The sequence below is a fragment of the Serratia rhizosphaerae genome (assembly GCF_009817885.1).
Taxonomy (GTDB): domain Bacteria; phylum Pseudomonadota; class Gammaproteobacteria; order Enterobacterales; family Enterobacteriaceae; genus Serratia_B; species Serratia_B rhizosphaerae.
In genome coordinates this window covers 735,762-756,635 of record NZ_CP041764.1, presented here as the reverse complement: position 1 = coordinate 756,635, position 20,874 = coordinate 735,762, and the positions used below count along the sequence as shown (strand labels likewise).

Here is a 20,874-nt window from a genome sequence, read left to right as displayed (position 1 = left end):
CTTGAACAAGATTCCCTCACTCTGCAGTCAATAACTCCGTTTACCCACCGATAACCCTTCCATATGACGTTAACCGGGTAAAGGAGTCAGCATCCATGTCGTGGATGAATCACATTTCAATGAAGATGAAGCTCTTTGTGGCGTTGCTGCCGATGCTGCTGGCGCTGTGCTGGTTTGTTGGCTCGGGCATGGTCACGCGCATGGAGATGCAGCGGCAGATGGACAACCTGGGGCAACTGATCGCGCTGGCCGGCAGCGTCGGCGGCGTGATTGATGAACTGCAGAAAGAGCGGGGCATGAGCGTCGGAGTGCTGGCGTCAGCTGGGAAAAACTTCACCGCCGAGCTGGCGGCCCAGCGTAAACAGACCGACAGCGCGGTGGCGGTTTTCCGCCGCGCGCTGGTCGGCGATCGGCAGAGCGCGGGCGATAATGCCCGGATGCTGGCGGCGTTTAACGATCGGATGCAAGCGCTCGATGCCGTTCGCTCCCGGGTCAGCGGGCTGAATATCAACGCCGCCGACGCCGTTGCGGTGTATACCGTCGCCATCAGCGATCAGCTGCGCTTTGTCGGCGGGTTGAGCCAGCTGTCATCGTCCGGCAAGCTGGTCAGCGAGCTGGCGGCTTACTACAGCCTGCTGAACCTGAAAGAACAGGCCGGCCAGGAGCGGGCGCTGCTGGCCGGCGTCTTTGCCGCCGATCGCTTCGGCAACGGCCAGTATCGCGCGCTGAGCGCGGTGGTGGCGCAGCAGGCGGCCTGGCTGACGGCCGCCCAGCGCCTCAGCAGCCCGGCGCTGGCGGCTGCGCTGGAAAAATCACAACAGGCTTCTGCGGCCCAGGCCGCCTTGAGATTGCGTGATACCGCGTTTGCCCGTGCCGAGCGCGGCGGATTCGGCATCGATCCGACGCAGTGGTTCAGCGCGCAGACTGCGCGGATTGATGCGCTGCACCAGTTGGAAAACGGCGCCGTCAGCGCGCTGCAGAACACGGTATCCCAGCTGTCGGCGCAGGCGCGCGGCGACTGGCAGCGCTTTTTGCTGATCGGGACGCTGGCGCTGGCCGCCGCCTTGTCGATCGCCGTCGCGGTCGCCAGACGCCTCCACCGTCATCTGGAGGGGACGCTGGGCACCATCCAGCGGATGGAAAGCGACTTTACCCTGCGTCTGGCGGTGCCGGGCAGCGATGAGCTGTCGCGGCTTAACGCGGCCTATAATCAGGCGATCGGCAATATTCAGCGGATTATTCAGCAGATCAACGTCGGCGCCGGGGAGTTACGCACCACCAGCGGCGATATCGCCGTCGGCAACCAAAATCTGGCGCAGCGCACCGACGAGCAGGCGGCGTCGATCGTGGAGACGGCGGCGAGCATGGAGCAGATCGCCACCGCCATTGCCCACACCGCCAGCAATGCCGGCGAAGCGGAGCGGTTGATTGGCGCCATGACGCAGGAGGTGCAGGAGGCCAGCCGCATCGCCGATGACGCCAGCCAGAGCATGGTGGCGATCCGCGCTTCCAGCGAACAGATCGCGCATATCGTCAGTTCGATTGACGATATTTCGTTTCAGACCAACCTGCTGGCGCTGAATGCGGCGGTAGAGGCCGCCCGCGCCGGCGAGTCGGGACGGGGCTTCGCCGTGGTTGCCGCCGAGGTGCGCAATTTATCGCAGCGCTGCACGCAGGAAGCCAACCGCATCCGCGCGCTGGTCGGCCAGAATATGGAGCAAATCGGCGAAGGGGTGGCGCGGGTGGCCGACTCAAACAGCGCGCTGCAGGCGGCGGTGGGCAACACCGGGCAGATGCGGCAATACGTCAGCGATATCGCCCACGCCGCGCAGGAACAAACGCTCGGCGTGTCGCAAATTCAACAGGCGCTGAATCAGCTCGAACAGGTGACTCAGCAAAACGCCGCGCTGGTGTCTGAGGTGGCCGCCGCCAGCCAGGTGCTGGACGAGCAGGCGGAAACGATGGCCGCGCTGGTGCATTCGGTGGGGAAATAACACCGGACGGGCCATCGCCGCTGGCGCCGTGGCTACGCCAGCATTATTTCGCCGTCTGCGGCTGCACGGACACGTCAATATCGCCGAAATACTTTTTCGCCAGTTTGTCGACCGTGCCCTGCTGCTGCACCTGCTCAATGGCCGCGTCCAGCCGCTGTTTCAGCGCGCTATCCTGCTTGCGCAGCCCGAAGGCGATGCCGGAGCCGAAAATCTTCGCGTCCTGCACCGTGTCGCCGACGAAGGCAAAGCCTTTGCCGTCCGGGCGGGAGAGAAAACCGCTCTGGCCGGCGGGCGCCATAATCAGCGTGGCGTCGAGCCGTCCGGCGCTCAGGTCGAGGTATACCTGATTCTGATCCTGATAGGAGACCACCTCGACGCCCTGCGGCGCCCAGTGCGCCTTGGCGTAGTTTTCCTGAATCGACCCCTGCAGCACGCCGACGCGCTTGCCGGCCAGCGCTTTGGCGTCGGGCGTCAGCCCGCTGTCGGCTTTGGCGATCAGCCGGTTGGGCACCTGATAAATCGCCCGGGTGAAGGCGACGGCCCGCTTACGCTGTTCGGTGACGTTCATCGCCGAGTTAATCGCATCAAACTTGCGCGCCTGCAGCGCCGGAATCAGGCTGTCGAACGAGGTTTCCACCCAGCTGCAGCTCAGCTTGGCGGCGGCGCAGACCGCGTTGCCCAAATCGATATCAAACCCCTCCAGCTCGCCGCTGGCGGATTTGGACTCAAACGGCGGGTACAGCGCCTCAACGCCGAAGCGCAGGTCGGCAGCCTGCGTTGCGCCGGCGGCAAGCAGACAACCGGCGGCCAGCAGTGTTTTCAGTGTGGTGTTCATCGCGGTTTCCTCAGTGGCGTGCGGTCGGTTATACGGTGTGCAGACGGCGCGCACCTTCGCGCAGCGTCTGGTCATCTTTGGCGAAGCTCAGGCGAATAATGCCGGTGTCGGCGCCGTCGCTGTAAAATGCCGACAGCGGGATGGCGGCGACTTTCGCCTCGCGGATCAGCCGTACGGCGAAATCGTTGTCGCTCTCCTGGCTGAAGGCGCTAAAACGCGCCAGCATAAAGAAGCTGCCGGCGCTCGGCAGCAGCTCAAAGCGTGAGCCTTGCAGCGCCGCGGCCAGCAGATCGCGCTTTTGCTGATAGAAGGCGGCCAGCCCGAGATAGCTCTGCGCGTCGGCCAGCGCTGCGGCAAAGGCGTACTGCATCGGCGTGTCGGCGGAGAACACCAGGAACTGATGCACCTTGCGGATCTCCGCCGTCAGCGCCGCCGGCGCCAGGCAGTAGCCGATGCGCCAGCCGGTAACGTGATAGGTCTTGCCGAACGACGAGACGATCACGCTGCGTTCCGCCAGCTGCGGATGGCGCGCCATACTGTGATGCTGCGCGCCGTCGAACACTACGTGCTCATACACCTCGTCCGATAGAATCACGATATCGGTATCGCGCGTCAGCGCGCTCAGGCGCGCGATGTCCTGCTCGTCGAGCAGTGCGCCGGTCGGGTTATGCGGGCTGTTGATAATGATCATCCGCGTGTTGCCGTTGATGGCGGCGGCGACCTCATCCCAGTCAATACGCAGATCCTGCAGCGACAGCCGGACGGGCACCGGCCGCGCGCCCTGCAGCCGCACAATGGGGGCATAGCTGTCGAACGCCGGTTCGAAATAGATCACCTCGTCGCCGCGTTGCACCAGCGCGCTGATGGCGGCGTACAGGCCTTCGCTGGCGCTGGCCAGCACCGTGATTTCCGCGTCGGCGTCGTAGCGCGCGCCGTACAGACGCTGCGTTTTTTCCGCCAGCGCGTGGCGCAGGGCGGCCACGCCGCTCATCGGCGCATACTGGTTATGACCGGCGCGCATGGCTTGCTCGGCGTCGTTAATCAGCTGCGGCGCGCAGCCGAAATTCGGCGCGCCCTGCGCCAGATTCAGCGCCTGATGTTCGGCGCTCAACTGGCCGATCACGGTAAAAATGGTGGTGCCGACGTCCGGCAGTTTGGAACGGGGTGAACAGGCGCTCTGCATGGCGGCTCCGGATCAAGCAAGTGGGTTGAGTGATTAAGCATCAGCCGTTATGGCGCGACAAGAGAAACTTTGTCATGCTAGCCATGCCTTCCGATCATGGCTGGAGAGGCCCCGATGCCCACGACGTTACCTTCGCTCGACGTGTTGAAAACCTTTGTTGCGGTGGCGCAACGGCTGAATTTTACCCATGCCGCGCAGGCGCTGCATCTGACGCAGGGGGCGGTGAGCCGGCAGATCCTCGGCCTGGAGCAGCAGCTTGGCTATCCGCTGTTCAGCCGCCATGCGCGCGGGCTGGCGCTGACGCCGCAGGGCGCGCAGCTGCTGGGGCCGGTGCGGCAGGCGCTGGGGCAGTTGGCAGACGCCGTCGCCCGCGTCGGCGCCCAGCCCGGCACCCTGCGCATCAAGTGCCCGACCTGCGCCATGCGCTGGCTGTTGCCCAGAATTATTCATTTGCAGAACGAACGGCCAGACCTGCATATCGAACTGACCGCTTCGGTGTCGCACCGGCTGGATTTTGCCGGCGAGCAGTTTGACGCGGCGGTGACCTTTGGCGCGCCGCCGGGCAAGCGGCTGACGGCGCACCCGCTGTTTGACGAGGTGTTGACGCCGGTTTGCACGCCGGGCTACCTGTCCGCCGCGCCGCAGCTGGCGGAGTTGGCGGAGAAAACCCTGCTGCACCCGACGCGCGACCGGCGCGACTGGCTGCGCTGGCTGAAGGCGGCCGGCGGCGCGGCGCTGCCCTCGCGTAAATCGCAGCATTTCGACACCCTGGATCTGGCAATGAGCGCAGCGCTGCAGGGATTGGGCATCGCAATTGGCGATCTGTGCCTGCTGGAGGAGGATATTCAGGCGCGGCGCATCGTGACGCCGTTTGCGCTGAGCGTCGCCAGCGGCGCCGGCTACTATTTGGTCTATCCTGAACGTACGCCGTCGCCGGACGGACTGGCCCTGCTGACGGATTTTCTGATACAGGAGGCGGCGCACAGCCGCGCCCGGCTGACGCGTTATCTGGCGACGACGGCTAACAGCTTGTAACCATAACGGTTTCAACGCGGAAAAAGAGTGTGGCACACTCCCTGATTACCTGTTTACTTTCCCGCCCGCGGCGGGAACCTGCCTGAGATAACAATATGAAATGGCTTTGTACAGTGGGGTTGGTATCCGGTCTGGCGGTCAGTCCGGTCTTTGCGCAGGAGAGCGGCGCAACGCAAGGAATCAATGTTCAGCAGCGCGATGCGTTCGTCAGCAAGCTGATGAAGCAGATGACGCTGGAAGAGAAAATCGGCCAGCTGCGTTTAATCAGCGTCGGGCCGGATAATCCGAAAGAGGCGATCCGCGAAGGCATCCGCAAGGGGCAGATCGGCGCGATTTTCAACACCGTCACCCGGCCGGATATCCGCGTGATGCAGGATCAGGCGATGCAGCTCAGCCGTCTGAAAATCCCGCTGTTTTTCGCCTATGACGTGGTGCACGGCCAGCGTACGGTGTTCCCCATCAGCCTGGGGCTGGCCGCCAGTTTCGATCTGGACGCCATCGCGCTCAGCGGGCGGGTCTCCGCCCAGGAGGCCAGTGACGACGGCCTGAATATGACTTTCTCGCCGATGGTCGACATTACCCGCGACCCGCGCTGGGGCCGGGTGTCGGAAGGCTTCGGTGAGGACACCTGGCTGGTGTCGAAAATCGCCAAAGTGATGGTGGACGCCTACCAGAACGGCGATCCGGCCAAGCCCGGCTCGGTGATGGCCAGCGTGAAGCATTTTGCGCTGTATGGCGCGACCGAAGGCGGACGCGACTACAACACCGTGGATATGAGCCCGCTGCGCATGCAGCAGGATTACCTGCCGCCGTACAAGGCGGCGGTAGACGCCGGCAGCGGCGGGGTGATGGTGTCGCTGAATTCGATTAACGGCATTCCCGCCACCGCCAACCCCTGGCTGCTGAAGGATCTGCTGCGCAACCAGTGGGGCTTTGACGGCATCACCATCAGCGACCACGGGGCGATTAAAGAGCTGATCAAGCACGGCGTGGCGCAGGACCCGCGTGATGCGGTGCGGCTGGCGATCACCTCCGGCGTCGATATGAGCATGAGCGACGAGTATTACGACAAGTACTTGCCGGGGCTGGTGAAAGAGGGGCGGGTGCCGGAGAGCGACATCGACCGCGCCTGCCGTGACGTGCTGAACACCAAATATGAGATGGGGCTGTTCAAGGATCCGTACGTACACCTTGGCCCGGCCGGCTCCGACCCGCAGGACACCAATGCCGAAAGCCGCCTGCACCGCGCCGAGGCGCGCGACGTGGCGCGCCGTACTCAGGTGCTGCTGAAGAATGACCACCAGACCCTGCCGCTGCGCAAGCAGGGCACCATTGCGCTGGTGGGGCCAATGGCCGACAGCCAGCGCGATATGATGGGCAGCTGGTCGGCCGCCGGCGTCAGCAAACAGTCGGTGACTCTGCTGCAGGGGATGAAAAACGCGGTCGGCGACCAGGCGAAAATCATTTACGCCAAAGGGGCCAACATCACGCAGGATAAAAGCATCATTGATTATCTGAACCTGTACGAGCCGGCGGTGGTGTTCGACCCGCGGCCGCCGCAGCAGATGATTGACGAAGCGGTGAACGCCGCCAAGCAGGCTGACGTAGTGGTGGCGGTGGTCGGCGAGTCGCAGGGCATGGCGCACGAGGCGTCGAGCCGCGCCGATATCACCATTCCGCAGAGCCAGCGCGACCTGATCAAAGCGCTGAAGGCCACCGGCAAGCCGCTGGTGCTGGTGCTGATGAACGGCCGGCCGCTGGCGCTGGAGTGGGAGAGCCGGCAGGCGGATGCGATGCTGGAAACCTGGTTCAGCGGCACCGAAGGCGGCAACGCGGTGGCGGACGTGCTGTTCGGCGATTACAACCCGTCCGGCAAGCTGCCGATGACTTTCCCGCGCTCCGTGGGCCAGATCCCGATGTACTACAACCATCTGAACACCGGGCGGCCGTTTAACAAGGATAATCCGGGCAAGTACACCTCGCGCTACTTTGACTCGCCGAACGGCCCGCTGTATCCGTTTGGCTACGGCCTGAGCTACAGCCGCTTCACGCTGTCGGACTTCACCCTGTCCAGCCCGACCATGGCGCGCAACGGCAAAATCACCGCCAGCGTGACGCTGAAGAACAGCGGCAACTACGACGGTGCCACCGTGGTGCAGCTGTATCTTCAGGACCAAACCGCCTCGGTCAGCCGGCCGGTGAAAGAGCTGCGCAATTTTAAGAAAGTGACGCTGAAGGCCGGCCAGTCGACTACGGTAGAGATGCCGATCGATGAAAACGATCTGAAGTTCTACAACGCCAGCCTGAAGTGGGGCGCGGAGCCGGGCAAATTTAATGTGTTTGTCGGCCTGGATTCCGCTCAGACGCTGCAGCAGAGCTTTACGCTGAAGTAAACGCCGCGCCGGGCCGTAACGGCCCGGCGTTATTCCTCCTGGTCCGCTGCGCCGGGGCATGTTCTCCGTTGCGCCTGCGGGTCATATATCTCCCCGTTGCTGAAACTCCAGTCATCCGACTGGTTGTTTTGAATAATCACCATCACATCGTCCGGATTGATGGCCAGCTCCTGTTGTAACCGCTCGCTCAGCACCCGGTAAAAATTCTGTTTCTGCATGCGGGTACGGGGCCTGCCGGCAACGATCTGAAACAGCATAAAATCGTTGCTGCGTGCGCCGCTCAGGTAATGGCGGGCGAAAACGCGCTGGTTGGCGGGCAGCGTCTCAATGACCTGGAAGTGGTCGTCCGGCGGCACGGTGAACTCCTCGGTCAGGCAGCGGTGCACAATGTCGGAAAGCCGCGCCAGCTGCGCATCGCTGTAGCCCTGGCGGAGTGTGATACGGGTAAAAGGCATCAGATCTCCTCCTCATCCAGGCAGCCGAATGCGGATACCGCGGCGGGCCAGCCGGCGTAAAACGCCAGATGGGTGAACACCTCGACGATTTCCGGCTGCGTCAGGCCATTTTGCCGGCCGAAGGCGATATGCCACGGCAGCTGTTGCACGCGTCCCAGCGCCGTCAACGCGGCCAGCGTGATCAGGCTGCGTTCGCGCGGCGAGAGTGTCTCGCGCCGCCATATATCATCAAACAACACGTCCTTGCTCAGTTCGGCCAGTTTGGGGGCGAGTCGGGCAAGGGTTTCACGATCGGGGGATATCGTCATGGCGTACTCTCCGAATTGACAGTAAGCGCATTCTGACGCCATAGTTTTATCCCGAAAATCAAATTATATGAAATCAATCATCCCGAATTTCAGGATAGTTATGGAAAAACGTACCCAGGCATTCGATCTTGACGCGCTGCGTAGTTTTGTCATCGGTATTGAGTCCGGCAGCTTTGCGTTGGCGGCAAGCCGCCTCTGCCGTTCCACTTCCGCCGTCAGCGCCCAGCTGAAAAAACTGGAGATGCAGTGCGGCGTCGCCTTGGTGGTGAAAAATGGCCGCCATCTGGCGCTGACCCGGCACGGCGAAATCATGTTGGGCTATGCCCGACGGATGCTGGCGCTGAATGATGAGGCGCAGCGCGCGCTGCAAGGCGAGCTGTTGCAGGGGGAGGTTCGTATCGGCATGCAGGAGGATTTTGGCGAATCGCTGATGCCGGGGGTTCTCGGGCAGTTTAAACGCCATCATCCGGGGCTGCGCATCAGCGCACGGGTAGACCGTAATCACGCGTTGCTGACCGAGCTGGCGGAAAAAACGCTGGATATGGCGTTGATGTGGCAGCCGGATACGCACCTGCAGGATGGTCGCCTGCTTGGCCGCTGTCAGCTGGAGTGGATTTACCATCAGGAGCTGAATATTGCCGATTTATTGGCGCAGGGCGAGCCGCTGCCGCTGGTGATGTTTGAAAGCCCTTGTCTGATGCGCGCCCGCGCTACCGCCTGTCTGGACCGGGCCGGGATCCCGTGGCGCGTGATGTTTGTCAGCCGTAGCCTGAGCGGTATCTGGGCGGCGGTGCAGGCAGGGCTTGGCATCACCGTACGTACGCGCATCGGAATGCCGGATAACCTGCGCATTGCCGGCGGTCAGTTACCGTCGCCGGGTAATTTGGGCATTGTGCTGGGCCAGACGCCGGCAGACGGCGAGGGGAGTGCGGCAAGAATATTATTGGCGCGCCTGATGGAGGAAGCGCTGTCGGAAATCCGCTGAACCTGCAGGGGACGACCGGCACGCTTGGCAAGGGTGGGGGAGACGATACAGCTCTCGCTGCAGCAGGGTGATGCTGACGGATTTCATTCTTAACAGACTGTTTATCCGGCCATTTTTATTTCTTTTCGCCGGTGACGCCGAGTCAGTGCACGTTATGGCGTTGGTTTAATTGCCAACTTAACTCATTAATAACTTATTAAGTTGGCAGTTTATCAGGCTTTGTCGGCGTGGCAGACGGCGTCAGGATTTCTTCAGCAATTCCAGCAGGTGGTTCTCGCTTTTTTCCGTCAGGCCGTCGATGGCCAGCTTGATGATATCGGAACGGGTGACGCGCACGATGCCGTTGCGCGCCGCCAGCACGATCATCGCGTCAATGGCTTCGACGTGGCTGTCGGTCAGGCTGACGGACAGCGCCTTATAGGTGCGCTTACGCCCCTGCGGTTTGGCCTCGGCGGCCGGCGCCGGCACCTGCAGCGTATGCGAGGTGGCGCTGTTGATAAACTCATCTTCCGTCATGCGCTGGCTCGGCGTACGTTTTTTCATAAAATCACCTCTTTCACCAGGCTGGCGATTTCGTGCTGCGCTTTTTCGTTGTGCGCTTCATGAATGGTTTTTGCTTCGCCCCAGGCATCGCGGTAAATCTTGCGGTCGCACAGGCGGTTGCCCACCAGCTTGAATTCCGGGTATTCGCTCAGCACTTCCGCCGCTTCGTTGGCCTCGTTAATGAAGATATTGGTCGGACACATATTGAGCACAATATAGCCTTTGACCTTCTCATTATACTCCTGCGCGGTGGAGAACATTTCCGACAGGTAGCCGATGGTGTCGAGATCCATCTGCGAAGGGCGCAGCGGCGAGAGGAACAGATCGGCGGCCAGCAGGCCAGAGCGCAGCTCGGCGCTGTCGCGGCCGGCGGTGTCGACAATCACATAGTCATAGTGGCGGTCCAGCTCCAGCAGGGTCTCTTTGATTTTGCCGGAGGCGGCGACCACCGGAATATGCGGCAGGCCCTCAACGTTCTGGCGATCGTTGTACCAGGTCATGATCGATTTTTGGTCATCGGCGTCGACGATAATTGCCGTCTTGCCTTCCTTGAGTATCAAATATCCGGCGATGTTTACCGCCTTGGTGGATTTTCCTACGCCGCCTTTTTGCGAACCAATCAAAACAATCATGCTGCCATCTCTCAAGTTATTAAGCTGTTAACTTATTAAGTTATTAGCTTGACAGGTTGATAATCTAACGGGTTAGTCAGAACGAATAGCCACCAATATGCCTTAACTTGCACAGGTTGCCAAGCCGCTATCCGGTTAACTTAAGAGCTTATTCTGCTGCTAACTTATTAGCTGAGCAATTGGGAAAGTTCTGGTTCGTGCGGGGAATCACTGTATGTGTAATTAACTTAATTATTTAATAACTTATTAAGTTAATGGGTTATTGACTTGGTGGGACGCACGGCGCCGCTCAGGCAAAGTGTTCTATCGCCCATTCGATAAATACCCGCAGCTTGCTGCTCAGGTGACGATTGGACGGGTAGACCACGTAGGTGGGTTCCGCCGGCGGCTGCCAGTCGTCGAGAATGCTGACCAGATCGCCGCGCGCCAGATGCGGCTGCGCCATAAAGCTCAGCGTCTGCACAATGCCCAGCCCGGACAATGCCGCGGCCAGCAGCGTGCCGCCTTCGTTGACGCTGATTTGATAACGGTGCTGGATCTCAAACTGTCGGCCCTCTTCGACAAAACGCAGCGGCTGGATGCGATCGTTTGCCGCGTGCCGGTAGTGCGCCAGCGGAAAGCCCTGCTCCAGCTCGGCGGGATGGCGCGGCGTACCGTAGCGCGCCAGATAGCCCGGCGTGGCACAGGTCACCCAGCTCAGGTTGAACAGCCGGCGGGCGATCAGACTGGAGTCCGCCAGCGGCCCGCTGCGGATCACGCAGTCGGCGTTGTCATTAATCAGACTGATTTGCCGGTCGCTGACGCCAAGGTCGATCTGAATCTGCGGATAGCGGGCGAAGAAGTCCGGCAGCGCCGGCAGCAGCAGCTGACGCGCGGTACTGCCGCCGACGTCGATGCGCAGCACCCCCTGCGGCGAGCTTTGCGATTCGGTCATGCAACCTTCCATCTGCTCCAGCTCCGCCAGCCATTTCAGCGTGCGGCGGTAATAGCATTCGCCTTCCGGCGTGACCGCCACGCTGCGGGTAGTGCGCTGCAGCAGCTTGGTCTGCAGGTGATTTTCCAGGTTGCGGATCAGCTTGCTGACGGTGGCTTTCGGCATACGCAGCGCATCGGCGGCGCGGGTAAAGCCGCCGGTTTCAACGACGCGGATAAAGACGCGAATCGCCAGTAAGTGATGATCCATGCTGCTCCTGAGTTATGTCAGGGCGCGACGCGGCGCGCCCGTAATGCGGGTTAACACTGTTTAGCGCCAACCCGGTCGGAACGCAAGGATAAACCGAACACCAGCGCTGCCGACAGGATCAATGCGCCGCCGAACAGCATGGCGCTGCTGACCCCTTGCCAGTCCACCACTTCGCCGCCGAGCAGCGCGCCGGAGGCCAGCGCAATCTGGATCACGCACACCAGCAGCGCCTGCCCGGCTTCCGGCGCCTGCGGCACCGCGGCGAACATCCAGTTGGCTGTGCACACCGGCACGGCGCCGAAGGCCAGCCCCCAGATCAGCACCATCAGCGTGGCGCCGGCCACGCCGCTCAACAGCGGCGAGACGATCAAAATCCCCGCCAGCATCACGGCGATCAAAATACAGGTGGCGCGCAGGCTGTGCTCCGCCAGGCGTTCGCCGGCGAAGGTGCCCAGCAGGCCGATGGCGCCGTAGGCCAGCAGCTGCAGGGAAATGGCCGACGGACTGAGGACAAACACCTGCTGCAGCAGCGGACGCAGGTAGGTGTAGGCGGCAAAGTGGCCGATAAACAGCAGCACGATGGCGAGCAGCCCGATCCGCGCCAGCGGCAGGCGCAGCGGCAGCAGCAGATCGCGCACGGTGACCGCGCGCGACGGCGGCACCGGGGTCAGCAGACGCAGCTGCGCCGCCAAAACCAGCAGCGCCAGCGCCGCGCTGCCGAAGAAGGCGCTGCGCCAGCCGAAGGTATCGCCGATCAGCGCGCCGGCGGGCACGCCGCATACCGCGCCGACCGAAATACCGCTGAGGATCAGCGCGGTGGCGCGCCCCTGGCTGCTCTCCGGCACCAGATGGCGGCCGTAGTTGGCGGCGAACGACCAGAAACCGCCGACGCAGACGCCGAGCAGCACCCGGCCGAGCAGCATCATCGGGAAGTTGACCGCCAGCGCGGAAACCAGATTGGACACAATCAGCAACAATGACAGCCCGAGCATCAGCAGGCGACGATCGAGGCGTCCGGAGGCCAGACTCAGCAGCGGTGCGGCGACGGCGGCCACGATGCCGGGCATGGTGACCATCAGCCCGGCGGTGCCGGTGCTGACGTCCAGCGACGGGGCGATATTGGTCAGCAGGCCGATGGGTAAAAACTCGGTGGTGACCATCACAAAACAGGCCACCGTCAGGGAGAAAACGGCGGCCCAGGGCGAGTTTGCAGGCTTATCTTTATTATTCAGCATAGTAGCGATTATCTCAGCGGGTGCATGCCAACGGGTGATGGCATCTTGAAGTGACTGAGATCGCAATTTACGCAGTGCGCCGCGGCGGATAAATATCTTCGCCGTGGTTACACTGTTTATCGTGGTGGATAATTTAACCCGATGAAATGCCGATATTTATTTTCTTATTTGTGATTTTTGGATATTGATATTTCCTTGATTGATAACGCTCGCGCCAAGGGCCGATCCGGCAACTGACCTTTGACGCGTCGGGGAAGGTCGCGGACGGAGCGTATCCTCCCGCCGGTTATGTGGAGCGACGCTAGGCCTGCTGCGTGATGTTCAGCCCATCCACAATCGTAATCATCACCTCGGCGCAGCCCGTACGCGCCTGCTTCGCCCGCTGATAGGCCTCGGAGCGGTAGCAGGCCAGCGCGCTCTGGTAGTCGTCAAACTCAATCAGCACGTGCTTGGTAAAGGGCGCGCCCTCCAGCGATTCGGCCTGTTCGCCGCGCGCCAGAAAACGTGCGTTGTACTGACGGAACGCCTCGGGGGCGGCGGCCATATATGCCTGATAACGTTGCGGATCTGTCACCGTGACGTGGGCAATCCAGTAAGCGGGCATCGGTTACTCCTGTGGTTGCAGTATCAGCCTGGCCAGCGCGGAGGCTTCGGTCAGGTGCTCAAACACTTCCTGCTTCGCCTGCGCCGGGTCGTTTTTCTCAATCGCATTGAAGATGCGCGTCATGCGTTCATAACCCGCCACCTGCCGCTCATGGGTTTTCAGCGTCAGCGCCCGCAGCCGGCTGATGCGGCTGTTGAGACGCTGCACGATCTCCCAGGCGATGGCGTGCCCGGCGACGTCGAAGATGGTTTTATAAAACTCCTGCGAGGCGTCGACGCGCCTGATGTCATCCTGCTCACGGGAGGCGCGGTCGATGTGCAGCAGCTTCTCGTGCAGCAGTTTCTTATCCTTGCTTTTGGCGTGCAGCGCGCAGTCGTGCGCGGCTTCCTGCTCCAGCAGCAGGCGGATATTGTAAATCTGTTCGGCGACCTCCCAGGTGAGGATCGCCACAATCGGCCCTTTTTTGGGCAGAATCTCAATCAGTCCTTCCGCTTCCAGATAACGGATCACCTCGCGCACCACGCTGCGGCTTACGCCCAGCTCCTCGCTGAGCGTTCGTTCCACCAGCCGGTCGCCGGCGGCGAAGTAGCCGGAAATAATCGCGCGGCGGACGTTATTCAGCGCCAGTTCACGCAGCGTCAGCGGCGCGTTTTCAATCTTCAGTGGGGTGTGCGTCATCCTGTCGGTCTCTCTCATCGGTATCACTTCCTTGGCTATTACTCTTAGCACCTTTTCCCTGAACAATGCAATGTTGTTCAGATGGTATACCAAACGCCATGTCGGTGAAAAAGGAAATCAGGCGTAGATCACAAATTCATCACATCGGTAAAAAAATCTCCTCACCACTATAGCCTATCCGGCGAAAAAGGCGGCGCAGCGCGGTTTTTGACCGCCATGTCGCCCGCAGTTCACGGTGCGCAGCCGATCGGGCCGGGCAGAGACGCCGTCATTTTTCTCCGGATTTATACCGTTGAATACGCACTGTTTTTTTGCACATCCTCGCTTATTTTTGTCGGTTGATATTATGGTATACCAAACTTTGACATGGCGTATTTTCCGATGCTATACCCCAAATCGCTCACTCATTAACATTTGATTTACTTTTTGAGGAACCCTATGCATCCGATGATTCGTAAAACGCTGGTGTCTACCGAAACGCTGTATATCGACGGCGGCAAAGCGGCGGCCAAACCCCTGGTGATGATTGCCGCCGCCGCGGTGATTAAGAACCCCTGGGCCGGTCAGGGCTATGTGGAAGACCTCGGCCCGAAAATCCGTGAACTGGCGCCGGTGCTCGGCGAGCTGCTGACCGGGCTGATTGTGAAAGAGGCCGGCGGCGGCGAGCGGGTGGAGGCCTTCGGCAAATGTGCGGTGGTCGGAATGGACGGCGAGCTGGAGCACGCCTCGGCGCTGATCCACACGCTGCATTTCGGCAACCACTATCGCCATGCTGTGCAGGCTAAAAGCTACCTGGCGTTCAATAACACCCGCGGGCCGGCCAACGCGCCGATCCTGATTCCGATGATGCAGAAGAATGACGAAGGCAGCCGCGAACACTACCTGACCTATCAGTTCGCCATCGCCGATGCGCCGGCCGGCGATGAAATCGTCGTGGTGCTGGGCGCGGCACTGGGGGGAGACCGCATCACCGTATCGGTAACCGTTATCAGGATCTGAAAGAGCTTGGCCATGATGCGCAAAACCCAGCGGCTGTCTGAATTCAACCTGCAGGCGAGCTACCTGGAAGCAGGCCAGGGCGAGCCGCTGCTGCTGATTCACGGCGTGGGCATGAACGCCGACGCCTGGGAACCGCAGTTCAGCGCCCTGCAGGCGCAGTTTCACGTCATCGCCGTGGATATGCCGGGGCATGGCGGAAGCGACGGCTTTACCCATGCGCCGACGCTGCAGGATTACGTGGCGTGGATGGCGGCGTTTCTGCGCACTCGTCCGCAGCAGCGCTTTGCGGTGGCCGGTCACTCGATGGGGGCGCTGATTGCCGCCGGGCTGGCGATTGACCATCCGGAGCTGGTCAGCCACGCGGTGGTGATGAGCGGCGTTTATCAGCGCAGCGAACAGGCGCGCGCTGCGGTGCTGCAGCGTGCCGGCGAACTGGCGCGCGGCGATGCGCAGCTGGACTCGCCGCTGGCCCGCTGGTTCAGCGATACGCAGGAACAGGCGGCGCTGCGGCGGCGGGTCAGCGGCTGGCTTAATCAGGTCAGTCGCGACGGCTACGCCAAGGCGTATCAGGCGTTTGCCGCCGGCGATGCGGTCTACGCCGGCCGCTGGGGCGAAATACGTTGCCCGGTGCTGGTGCTGACCGGCGAGCTGGACGCCAACTCCAGCCCGGCGATGGCGCGCCAGATGGCGCTCGCGGCCCCGCAGGGGCAGGCGGTGATCGTCAACAACGCGAAACATATGGTGAATCTGACGGATGCGGCGCGGGTCAACGAGGAGCTGCTGGCCTTTTTAACCCCGACGCACCGGCACGCTACGGCAGGAGTGAACGATGGACATTGAACAACGCAGACAACTACGTGACGCCTTCGGCGCCTTTATGACCGGGGTGACGGTGGTCACCGGGCTGGATGCCGACGGGAAGCCGATTGGTTTTACCGCCAACTCCTTTACCTCGGTATCGCTGGATCCGGCGCTGCTGCTGGTCAATATCGACAAGCGCTCGGCCAATCTGGCGAACTTTACCGACGGTGCGCACTTTGCCGTCAATATTCTGGCCGAGCAGCAGAAAGAGACGTCGAATATTTTCGCCCAGAAGGTGGACGACCGTTTTGCTCAGGTGGCATGGCGGCGCAGCGCCGCCGGCGTGCCGCTGCTGGACGGCAGCTCGGCCTGGTTCGAATGCGAACGTTTTCAGGTGGTGGACGCCGGTGACCACGTGATTCTGATCGGCAAAATCAGCGCCTTTGACTCCAGTGGCACCGCCGGATTGGGCTACTACCGCGGCGCCTACTTCACGCCGGCGCAGAACGCCGAATCGTTGGTCAGCGGGCCGGAAGTGGTGGTCAGCGCGCTGATTGAATTTGACGGCAGCGTGGTGATGGTCAAACAGCAGGACGGGCGCTTCCGCCTGCCGTCACGGTCGGTGGCCGGGCGCAGCGTCGGCGACAGCCTGACGGCGCTGCTGCAGGAGCTGGCGCTGCCCGCCAGCCCGGGCTTTGTTTACTCCATTTATGACGACCGCCAGTCGAACCGCCAGCATATTGTCTTCCTGTGCGCGCTGCCCAGCGACGCCGGCGACAGCGTGCCGCAGGGCGAACAGGCCTGCTGGCTGCCGCTCGCTCAGACGGCGACGCTGCCGATTGATGATGCGGCGCTGAAGTCGATGCTTAACCGCTTCGTGCGTGAAAACTCGGTGGGCAATTACAGCATTTACTACGGCGATGAGCACAGCGGTGCGATCAAACGATTTGCCAGCTGAGGCTGGGCGGGAGCGAACGATGAAACTGTCTTTATTTATCCATATGGAACGAACCACCCCCGATGAGCCGCAGGAGCAGCTCTACGAACAGATGATGGAGCTGTGCGAAATCGCCGATCGCGGCGGCGTACACACCATCTGGACCGGGGAGCACCACGGCATGAATTTTACCATTGCCCCCAATCCGTTTATCAATCTGGTGGATATTGCCCACCGCACCCGGCAGGCGCGTCTGGGCACCGGCACGGTGATTGCGCCGTTCCATCACCCGGTGCGGCTGGCCGGCGAAGCGGCGATGACCGATCTGATCACCGACGGGCGGCTGGAGCTGGGGATCGCCCGCGGCGCCTACAGCTATGAATACGAGCGCCTGATGCCGGGGCTGACCGCCTGGGAGGCCGGGCAGCGGATGCGCGAGCTGATCCCGGCGGTGAAGAAACTGTGGCAGGGGGATTACGCCCATCAGGGCGAGTACTGGTCTTTCCCGTCGACCACTTCGGCGCCGCAGCCGAAACAGCAGCCGCATCCGCCGATCTGGGTGGCGGCGCGCGACCCGAACAGCCATGAATTTGCGGTGAAAAACGGCTGTAACGTGCAGGTGACGCCGCTGCATCAGGGGGAAGAGGAGATCGTCCGGCTGGTAACCTGCTTTAAGGACGCCTGCCGCGAATATGCGCCGCAGCAGCCGCTGAAAATCATGCTGCTGCAACACGGCTATGTGGCCGAGGACGAGGCGGACGCCCAGCAGGCGGCGCAGGAACTTAACCGCTTCTACCATTATTTCGGCGCCTGGTTCAAGAATGAGCGCCCGGTCAGCCAGGGGTTGATCAAGCCGCTGAGCGACGAGGAGATGGCGGCCAATAGCTATTACAACGCAGATATGATGCGCAATAACCTGGCGATCGGCACCGCCGATGAGGTGGTGGCGCGACTGAAGAAATATGAGCAGATGGGCTATGCGGAATTTGCCCTGTGGATCGACAGCGGAATGTCCTTCGCGCGGAAAAAAACCTCGCTGGAGCGCTTTATCCGCCATGTAATGCCTGAGTTTCACTGAGGCGGGAGGAAATGATGGAGTCGTTTGATCTCTATATTAACGGGCAGTTCGAGCCGGGCGCGGCGCGCTTTGACTCGCTGAACCCGGCGACCAGCGAACCCTGGGCCAGCGTGGCCGAGGCGCACGAGGCGGAGGTGGATCGCGCGGTGGAGGCCGCCTGGCAGGCGTTTCACCGCCCCGAATGGCGCAATATGACCGCCGGCGCGCGCGGCAAACTGCTGCTGAAATTGGCGGATCTGGTGGAGGCCAACGCGGCGGAGCTGGCGCGGCTGGAGACGCTGGACAGCGGTAAAATTATCCGCGAAACCCGCGCGCAGATCGCCTATGTGGCGGAGTATTACCGCTATTACGCCGGGCTGGCCGACAAGATGGAAGGGCACGTGCTGGCGATCGATAAACCGGATATGGAAACCTGGGTGCGCCGCGAGCCGGTCGGGGTGGTGGCCGCGGTGATCCCGTGGAACAGCCAGCTGTTTTTGTCGGCGGTGAAGATTGGTCCGGCGATCGCCGCAGGCTGCACGCTGGTGGTGAAAGCCTCCGAGGCCGCCCCGGCGCCGCTGCTGGCCTTCGCCCGCCTGATCGATCGGGCCGGTTTCCCGCCCGGCGTGTGCAATGTGATCACCGGTTTTGCCGAACGCTGCGCGGCGCCGCTGACGCGCCATCCCAAAGTAGACCGCATCGCCTTTACCGGCGGCGCGGAAACGGCGCGCCATATCGTGCGCAACAGCGCCGAGAACCTGGCCAGCACCTCGCTGGAGCTGGGCGGTAAATCGCCGTTTATCGTCTTTGAGGACGCCGATCTGGACAGCGCCGCCAACGCGCAGGTGGCGGCGATTTTCTCGGCCTCCGGCCAGAGCTGCGTTGCCGGCTCGCGCCTGCTGGTGGCGGAAAGCGTCAAGAACGCGCTGCTGGAGCGGCTGCTGGCGAAGGTGCGCACTATTGTCATCGGCTGTCCGCAACAGCCGGAAACCCAGTTCGGCCCGCTGTGCACCGCGCGGCAAAAGGCGCTGATCGAACAGGTGGTCGAACGTTCGCTGGCGCAGGGCGCCCGGCGGCTGACCGCCTCGCAGCCCATCGACGGCCCCGGTTTTTACTACCCGCCGACCATCCTGGACTGCAGCGACTGCCCGCAGGCGGAGAGCGTGACGCGCGAGCTGTTCGGCCCGGTGCTGTCGGTGCTGAGCTTCCGCGACGAAGCCGAGGCGATCGCCTTGGCGAACGCCACGGAGTACGGGCTGGCGGCCGGGGTGTTTACGCAAAACCTGACCCGCGCCCACCGGGTGACCCGCCAGCTGCGCGCCGGCGTGGTGTGGCTCAACACTTACCGCGCCGTTTCACCGCTGGCGCCGTTCGGCGGCTACGGCCAGTCCGGCTTCGGCCGCGAAGGCGGCATGGAGGCGGCGCTGGAGTACACCACCAGCAAAACCGTCTGGTTACGCACCAGCGATGCGCCCATCGACGATCCCTTCGTGATGCGCTAGCCGTCCCGCTTCCCCTCCCCGCTGCGGGGAGGGGCTGCCTTACCCTCTACCCGATAAAAAATATAACGGTGTAAACCGGAGGATGTTATGCGTTCTCAAACACAACCAAGCGGCCTGATCGAGGATAAATCCATCGATTATGTGCCGGCCTCGGAGCGCCACGGCGAGGTCAAAAGCCTGTTCACCCTGTGGTTCTGCACCAATATCGCGCCGCTGGCGGTGGTGACCGGCGCCATCGCCACCCATACGTTTGGGCTGAATATTCTGTCGGCGATGACGGCGATTATCGCCGGGCATATGTTCGGCGGCGTCTTTCTGGCGCTCACCTCGGCGCAGGGGCCGCAGGTGGGCATTCCGCAGATGGTGCAGAGCCGCGCCCAGTTCGGCCGCTACGGTTCGCTGCTGGTGATCGCCTTTACCACGGTGATTTATCTCGGCTTCTTTATTTCGAACATCACCCTGTCCGGCAAGGTGATCAATAACGTCCTGCCGGCGCTGCCTGTCCCGTACGCCACGGTGCTGGGGGCGCTGCTGGCGACCGCCATCGGCGTGGTCGGCTATAGCTTTATCCATAAAATCAACAAGCTGGGTGCCTGGGTTATGGGCGCGGCGCTGCTGCTCGGCATGGCGGTGATGCTGACGCAGCCGCTGCCCGGCGATTTCTGGCTGCGCGGACGTTTTTCGCTGAGCGGCTGGTTTGCGACGTTTTGCATCGGCGCGGTCTGGCAGATCAGCTTTTCGCCGTATACCTCAGACTATTCGCGCTACCTGCCCGCCGAGGTGGGGATCCGGCGGCCGTTTCTCTATACCTGGCTGGGCGCCTGCTGCGGCACAATCCTGGCGTTTCTGTTCGGCATGGTGGCGGTCAATCTGGTGGGCGGCAACGTTGAGGCGATGGCGGCGGTGCGGCAGGCCACCGGCTGGCTGGGGCCGGTGCTGATGGTGCTGTTCCTGATCAATATCATCTGCCATAACGGCATGAATCTCTACGGTGCGGTGCTGTCGCTGATCACCGCGGTGCAGACTTTTATGCCGCGCTGGCAGCCCAACGCGCAGGTGCGGGTGCTGTTTTCCGCACTGGTGCTGCTCGGATCGGTGCTGGTGGCGCTGGCGGCGTCGGCCAATTTCGTCAGCTTCTTTATCAATCTGATTCTGGCGCTGATCGCGGTGCTGATCCCGTGGTGCATGATCAACCTGATCGACTTTTATCTTATCAGGAAGCAGCGTTACGATATCGAGGCGATTTTCCGCGCCGACGGCGGCCGTTACGGCCTGCTGAACGGGCGGGTGCTGGCGGTGTATTTTGTCGGCATCGTGGTGCAGCTGCCCTTTATGGAGAACGCCTTTTTCAGCGGGCCTTATTCGCAGCTGGTTCCCGGCGCGGATATCTCCTGGGTGATCAGCCTGGTGGTCACCGGCCTGCTGTATCCGCTGTGCTGCTGGCGCAGCGATCTCCGGCTGGCGGCTGCGCCGCGCGAGTAAGCGATGATGAAATCTGACGCGATCGGCAGGGGT

The 20,874-nt window shown here is 62.1% G+C and carries 20 protein-coding genes; 10 read left to right on the top strand and 10 right to left on the bottom strand.

Annotation, left to right across the window (positions count from 1 at the left end; translation table 11 throughout):
• Positions 1-95 precede the first annotated feature (95 nt).
• Positions 96-1,994, top strand: a complete 1,899-nt coding sequence (locus tag FO014_RS03515) for a methyl-accepting chemotaxis protein (protein WP_160027823.1) — start codon at positions 96-98, stop codon at positions 1,992-1,994.
• A gap of 43 nt (positions 1,995-2,037) precedes the next feature.
• Here FO014_RS03515 and FO014_RS03510 read toward each other — a convergent pair whose 3' ends face one another.
• A complete protein-coding gene (locus FO014_RS03510; RefSeq protein ID WP_160027821.1) occupies positions 2,038-2,829 on the bottom strand; it encodes an ABC transporter substrate-binding protein in 792 nt (263 codons plus the stop codon).
• 28 nt (positions 2,830-2,857) lie between these two features.
• Entirely contained in the window at positions 2,858-4,012 is a 1,155-nt protein-coding gene (locus FO014_RS03505; RefSeq protein WP_105230243.1) for a methionine aminotransferase, read from the bottom strand.
• 114 nt (positions 4,013-4,126) lie between these two features.
• On the opposite strand from FO014_RS03505, the gene FO014_RS03500 reads away from it, so the two are divergent.
• The gene (locus tag FO014_RS03500) at positions 4,127-5,047 is read left to right on the top strand and encodes a LysR substrate-binding domain-containing protein (RefSeq protein ID WP_160027819.1); all 921 of its coding nucleotides are present in this window, start codon (positions 4,127-4,129) and stop codon (positions 5,045-5,047) included.
• A gap of 95 nt (positions 5,048-5,142) precedes the next feature.
• Positions 5,143-7,440, top strand: coding sequence for a beta-glucosidase BglX (bglX, locus tag FO014_RS03495; protein ID WP_160027817.1), 2,298 nt, complete (start codon positions 5,143-5,145; stop codon positions 7,438-7,440).
• A 29-nt stretch (positions 7,441-7,469) separates the two neighbouring features.
• Here bglX and FO014_RS03490 read toward each other — a convergent pair whose 3' ends face one another.
• Both FO014_RS03490 and FO014_RS03485 read right to left on the bottom strand, forming a co-directional pair.
• Entirely contained in the window at positions 7,470-7,895 is a 426-nt protein-coding gene (locus FO014_RS03490; RefSeq protein ID WP_160027816.1) for a tautomerase family protein, read from the bottom strand.
• On the bottom strand, positions 7,895-8,203 hold the full coding sequence (locus FO014_RS03485) for a carboxymuconolactone decarboxylase family protein (RefSeq protein WP_160027815.1): 309 nt from the start codon (positions 8,201-8,203) through the stop codon (positions 7,895-7,897). Before FO014_RS03485 ends, FO014_RS03490 begins: the two co-directional genes overlap by 1 nt.
• A gap of 100 nt (positions 8,204-8,303) precedes the next feature.
• Between FO014_RS03485 and FO014_RS03480 the strand changes: the two genes are divergently transcribed.
• Entirely contained in the window at positions 8,304-9,188 is an 885-nt protein-coding gene (locus tag FO014_RS03480) for a LysR substrate-binding domain-containing protein (RefSeq protein ID WP_160027814.1), read from the top strand.
• 240 nt (positions 9,189-9,428) lie between these two features.
• Here FO014_RS03480 and FO014_RS03475 read toward each other — a convergent pair whose 3' ends face one another.
• From FO014_RS03475 to FO014_RS03450, 6 genes are all read right to left on the bottom strand, one after another.
• On the bottom strand, positions 9,429-9,731 hold the full coding sequence (locus FO014_RS03475) for a hypothetical protein (protein WP_111737529.1): 303 nt from the start codon (positions 9,729-9,731) through the stop codon (positions 9,429-9,431).
• Positions 9,728-10,363, bottom strand: a complete 636-nt coding sequence (locus tag FO014_RS03470; protein ID WP_105230248.1) for a division plane positioning ATPase MipZ — start codon at positions 10,361-10,363, stop codon at positions 9,728-9,730. Before FO014_RS03470 ends, FO014_RS03475 begins: the two co-directional genes overlap by 4 nt.
• A 289-nt stretch (positions 10,364-10,652) precedes the next feature.
• Positions 10,653-11,546 carry a LysR family transcriptional regulator gene (locus FO014_RS03465; RefSeq protein WP_160027813.1) on the bottom strand — a complete coding sequence of 298 codons (894 nt, stop codon included), beginning with the start codon at positions 11,544-11,546 and terminating at the stop codon, positions 10,653-10,655.
• A 50-nt stretch (positions 11,547-11,596) separates the two neighbouring features.
• A complete protein-coding gene (locus FO014_RS03460; protein ID WP_160027812.1) occupies positions 11,597-12,781 on the bottom strand; it encodes an MFS transporter in 1,185 nt (394 codons plus the stop codon).
• 301 nt (positions 12,782-13,082) lie between these two features.
• Positions 13,083-13,385 carry a DUF1330 domain-containing protein gene (locus FO014_RS03455; RefSeq protein ID WP_105230251.1) on the bottom strand — a complete coding sequence of 101 codons (303 nt, stop codon included), beginning with the start codon at positions 13,383-13,385 and terminating at the stop codon, positions 13,083-13,085.
• 3 nt (positions 13,386-13,388) lie between these two features.
• Complete coding sequence (locus FO014_RS03450) at positions 13,389-14,063, bottom strand: GntR family transcriptional regulator (RefSeq protein ID WP_201282931.1); 675 nt, start codon at positions 14,061-14,063, stop codon at positions 13,389-13,391.
• A gap of 438 nt (positions 14,064-14,501) precedes the next feature.
• Between FO014_RS03450 and FO014_RS03445 the strand changes: the two genes are divergently transcribed.
• The 6 genes from FO014_RS03445 to FO014_RS03420 all read left to right on the top strand — a co-directional run bounded on the left by FO014_RS03445 (position 14,502) and on the right by FO014_RS03420 (position 20,841).
• Positions 14,502-15,062 (top strand): amino acid synthesis family protein, encoded by a 561-nt coding sequence (locus tag FO014_RS03445; protein WP_246168075.1) that lies wholly within the window; start codon positions 14,502-14,504, stop codon positions 15,060-15,062.
• Between the two features lie 12 nt (positions 15,063-15,074).
• Complete coding sequence (locus FO014_RS03440; protein WP_160027810.1) at positions 15,075-15,902, top strand: alpha/beta fold hydrolase; 828 nt, start codon at positions 15,075-15,077, stop codon at positions 15,900-15,902.
• Positions 15,892-16,821 carry a flavin reductase family protein gene (locus tag FO014_RS03435; protein WP_160027809.1) on the top strand — a complete coding sequence of 310 codons (930 nt, stop codon included), beginning with the start codon at positions 15,892-15,894 and terminating at the stop codon, positions 16,819-16,821. The genes FO014_RS03440 and FO014_RS03435 overlap by 11 nt, the downstream gene beginning before the upstream one ends.
• 19 nt (positions 16,822-16,840) lie before the next feature.
• Positions 16,841-17,878 carry an LLM class flavin-dependent oxidoreductase gene (locus FO014_RS03430; protein WP_160027808.1) on the top strand — a complete coding sequence of 346 codons (1,038 nt, stop codon included), beginning with the start codon at positions 16,841-16,843 and terminating at the stop codon, positions 17,876-17,878.
• 11 nt (positions 17,879-17,889) lie between these two features.
• A complete protein-coding gene (locus FO014_RS03425) occupies positions 17,890-19,359 on the top strand; it encodes an aldehyde dehydrogenase (RefSeq protein ID WP_246168073.1) in 1,470 nt (489 codons plus the stop codon).
• 87 nt (positions 19,360-19,446) lie between these two features.
• Positions 19,447-20,841, top strand: coding sequence for a purine-cytosine permease family protein (locus tag FO014_RS03420; protein WP_160027807.1), 1,395 nt, complete (start codon positions 19,447-19,449; stop codon positions 20,839-20,841).
• Positions 20,842-20,874: the final 33 nt, after the last annotated feature.

What these genes read in the sequence shown, in the direction of transcription:
- FO014_RS03515 (WP_160027823.1), top strand. Translation starts at nt 96, where the DNA reads ATGTCGTGGATGAATCACATTTCAATGAAGATGAAGCTCTTTGTGGCG.
- FO014_RS03510 (WP_160027821.1), bottom strand. Translation starts at nt 2,829, where the DNA reads ATGAACACCACACTGAAAACACTGCTGGCCGCCGGTTGTCTGCTTGCC.
- FO014_RS03505 (WP_105230243.1), bottom strand. Translation starts at nt 4,012, where the DNA reads ATGCAGAGCGCCTGTTCACCCCGTTCCAAACTGCCGGACGTCGGCACC.
- FO014_RS03500 (WP_160027819.1), top strand. Translation starts at nt 4,127, where the DNA reads ATGCCCACGACGTTACCTTCGCTCGACGTGTTGAAAACCTTTGTTGCG.
- bglX (WP_160027817.1), top strand. Translation starts at nt 5,143, where the DNA reads ATGAAATGGCTTTGTACAGTGGGGTTGGTATCCGGTCTGGCGGTCAGT.
- FO014_RS03490 (WP_160027816.1), bottom strand. Translation starts at nt 7,895, where the DNA reads ATGCCTTTTACCCGTATCACACTCCGCCAGGGCTACAGCGATGCGCAG.
- FO014_RS03485 (WP_160027815.1), bottom strand. Translation starts at nt 8,203, where the DNA reads ATGACGATATCCCCCGATCGTGAAACCCTTGCCCGACTCGCCCCCAAA.
- FO014_RS03480 (WP_160027814.1), top strand. Translation starts at nt 8,304, where the DNA reads ATGGAAAAACGTACCCAGGCATTCGATCTTGACGCGCTGCGTAGTTTT.
- FO014_RS03475 (WP_111737529.1), bottom strand. Translation starts at nt 9,731, where the DNA reads ATGAAAAAACGTACGCCGAGCCAGCGCATGACGGAAGATGAGTTTATC.
- FO014_RS03470 (WP_105230248.1), bottom strand. Translation starts at nt 10,363, where the DNA reads ATGATTGTTTTGATTGGTTCGCAAAAAGGCGGCGTAGGAAAATCCACC.
- FO014_RS03465 (WP_160027813.1), bottom strand. Translation starts at nt 11,546, where the DNA reads ATGGATCATCACTTACTGGCGATTCGCGTCTTTATCCGCGTCGTTGAA.
- FO014_RS03460 (WP_160027812.1), bottom strand. Translation starts at nt 12,781, where the DNA reads ATGCTGAATAATAAAGATAAGCCTGCAAACTCGCCCTGGGCCGCCGTT.
- FO014_RS03455 (WP_105230251.1), bottom strand. Translation starts at nt 13,385, where the DNA reads ATGCCCGCTTACTGGATTGCCCACGTCACGGTGACAGATCCGCAACGT.
- FO014_RS03450 (WP_201282931.1), bottom strand. Translation starts at nt 14,063, where the DNA reads ATGACGCACACCCCACTGAAGATTGAAAACGCGCCGCTGACGCTGCGT.
- FO014_RS03445 (WP_246168075.1), top strand. Translation starts at nt 14,502, where the DNA reads ATGCATCCGATGATTCGTAAAACGCTGGTGTCTACCGAAACGCTGTAT.
- FO014_RS03440 (WP_160027810.1), top strand. Translation starts at nt 15,075, where the DNA reads ATGATGCGCAAAACCCAGCGGCTGTCTGAATTCAACCTGCAGGCGAGC.
- FO014_RS03435 (WP_160027809.1), top strand. Translation starts at nt 15,892, where the DNA reads ATGGACATTGAACAACGCAGACAACTACGTGACGCCTTCGGCGCCTTT.
- FO014_RS03430 (WP_160027808.1), top strand. Translation starts at nt 16,841, where the DNA reads ATGAAACTGTCTTTATTTATCCATATGGAACGAACCACCCCCGATGAG.
- FO014_RS03425 (WP_246168073.1), top strand. Translation starts at nt 17,890, where the DNA reads ATGATGGAGTCGTTTGATCTCTATATTAACGGGCAGTTCGAGCCGGGC.
- FO014_RS03420 (WP_160027807.1), top strand. Translation starts at nt 19,447, where the DNA reads ATGCGTTCTCAAACACAACCAAGCGGCCTGATCGAGGATAAATCCATC.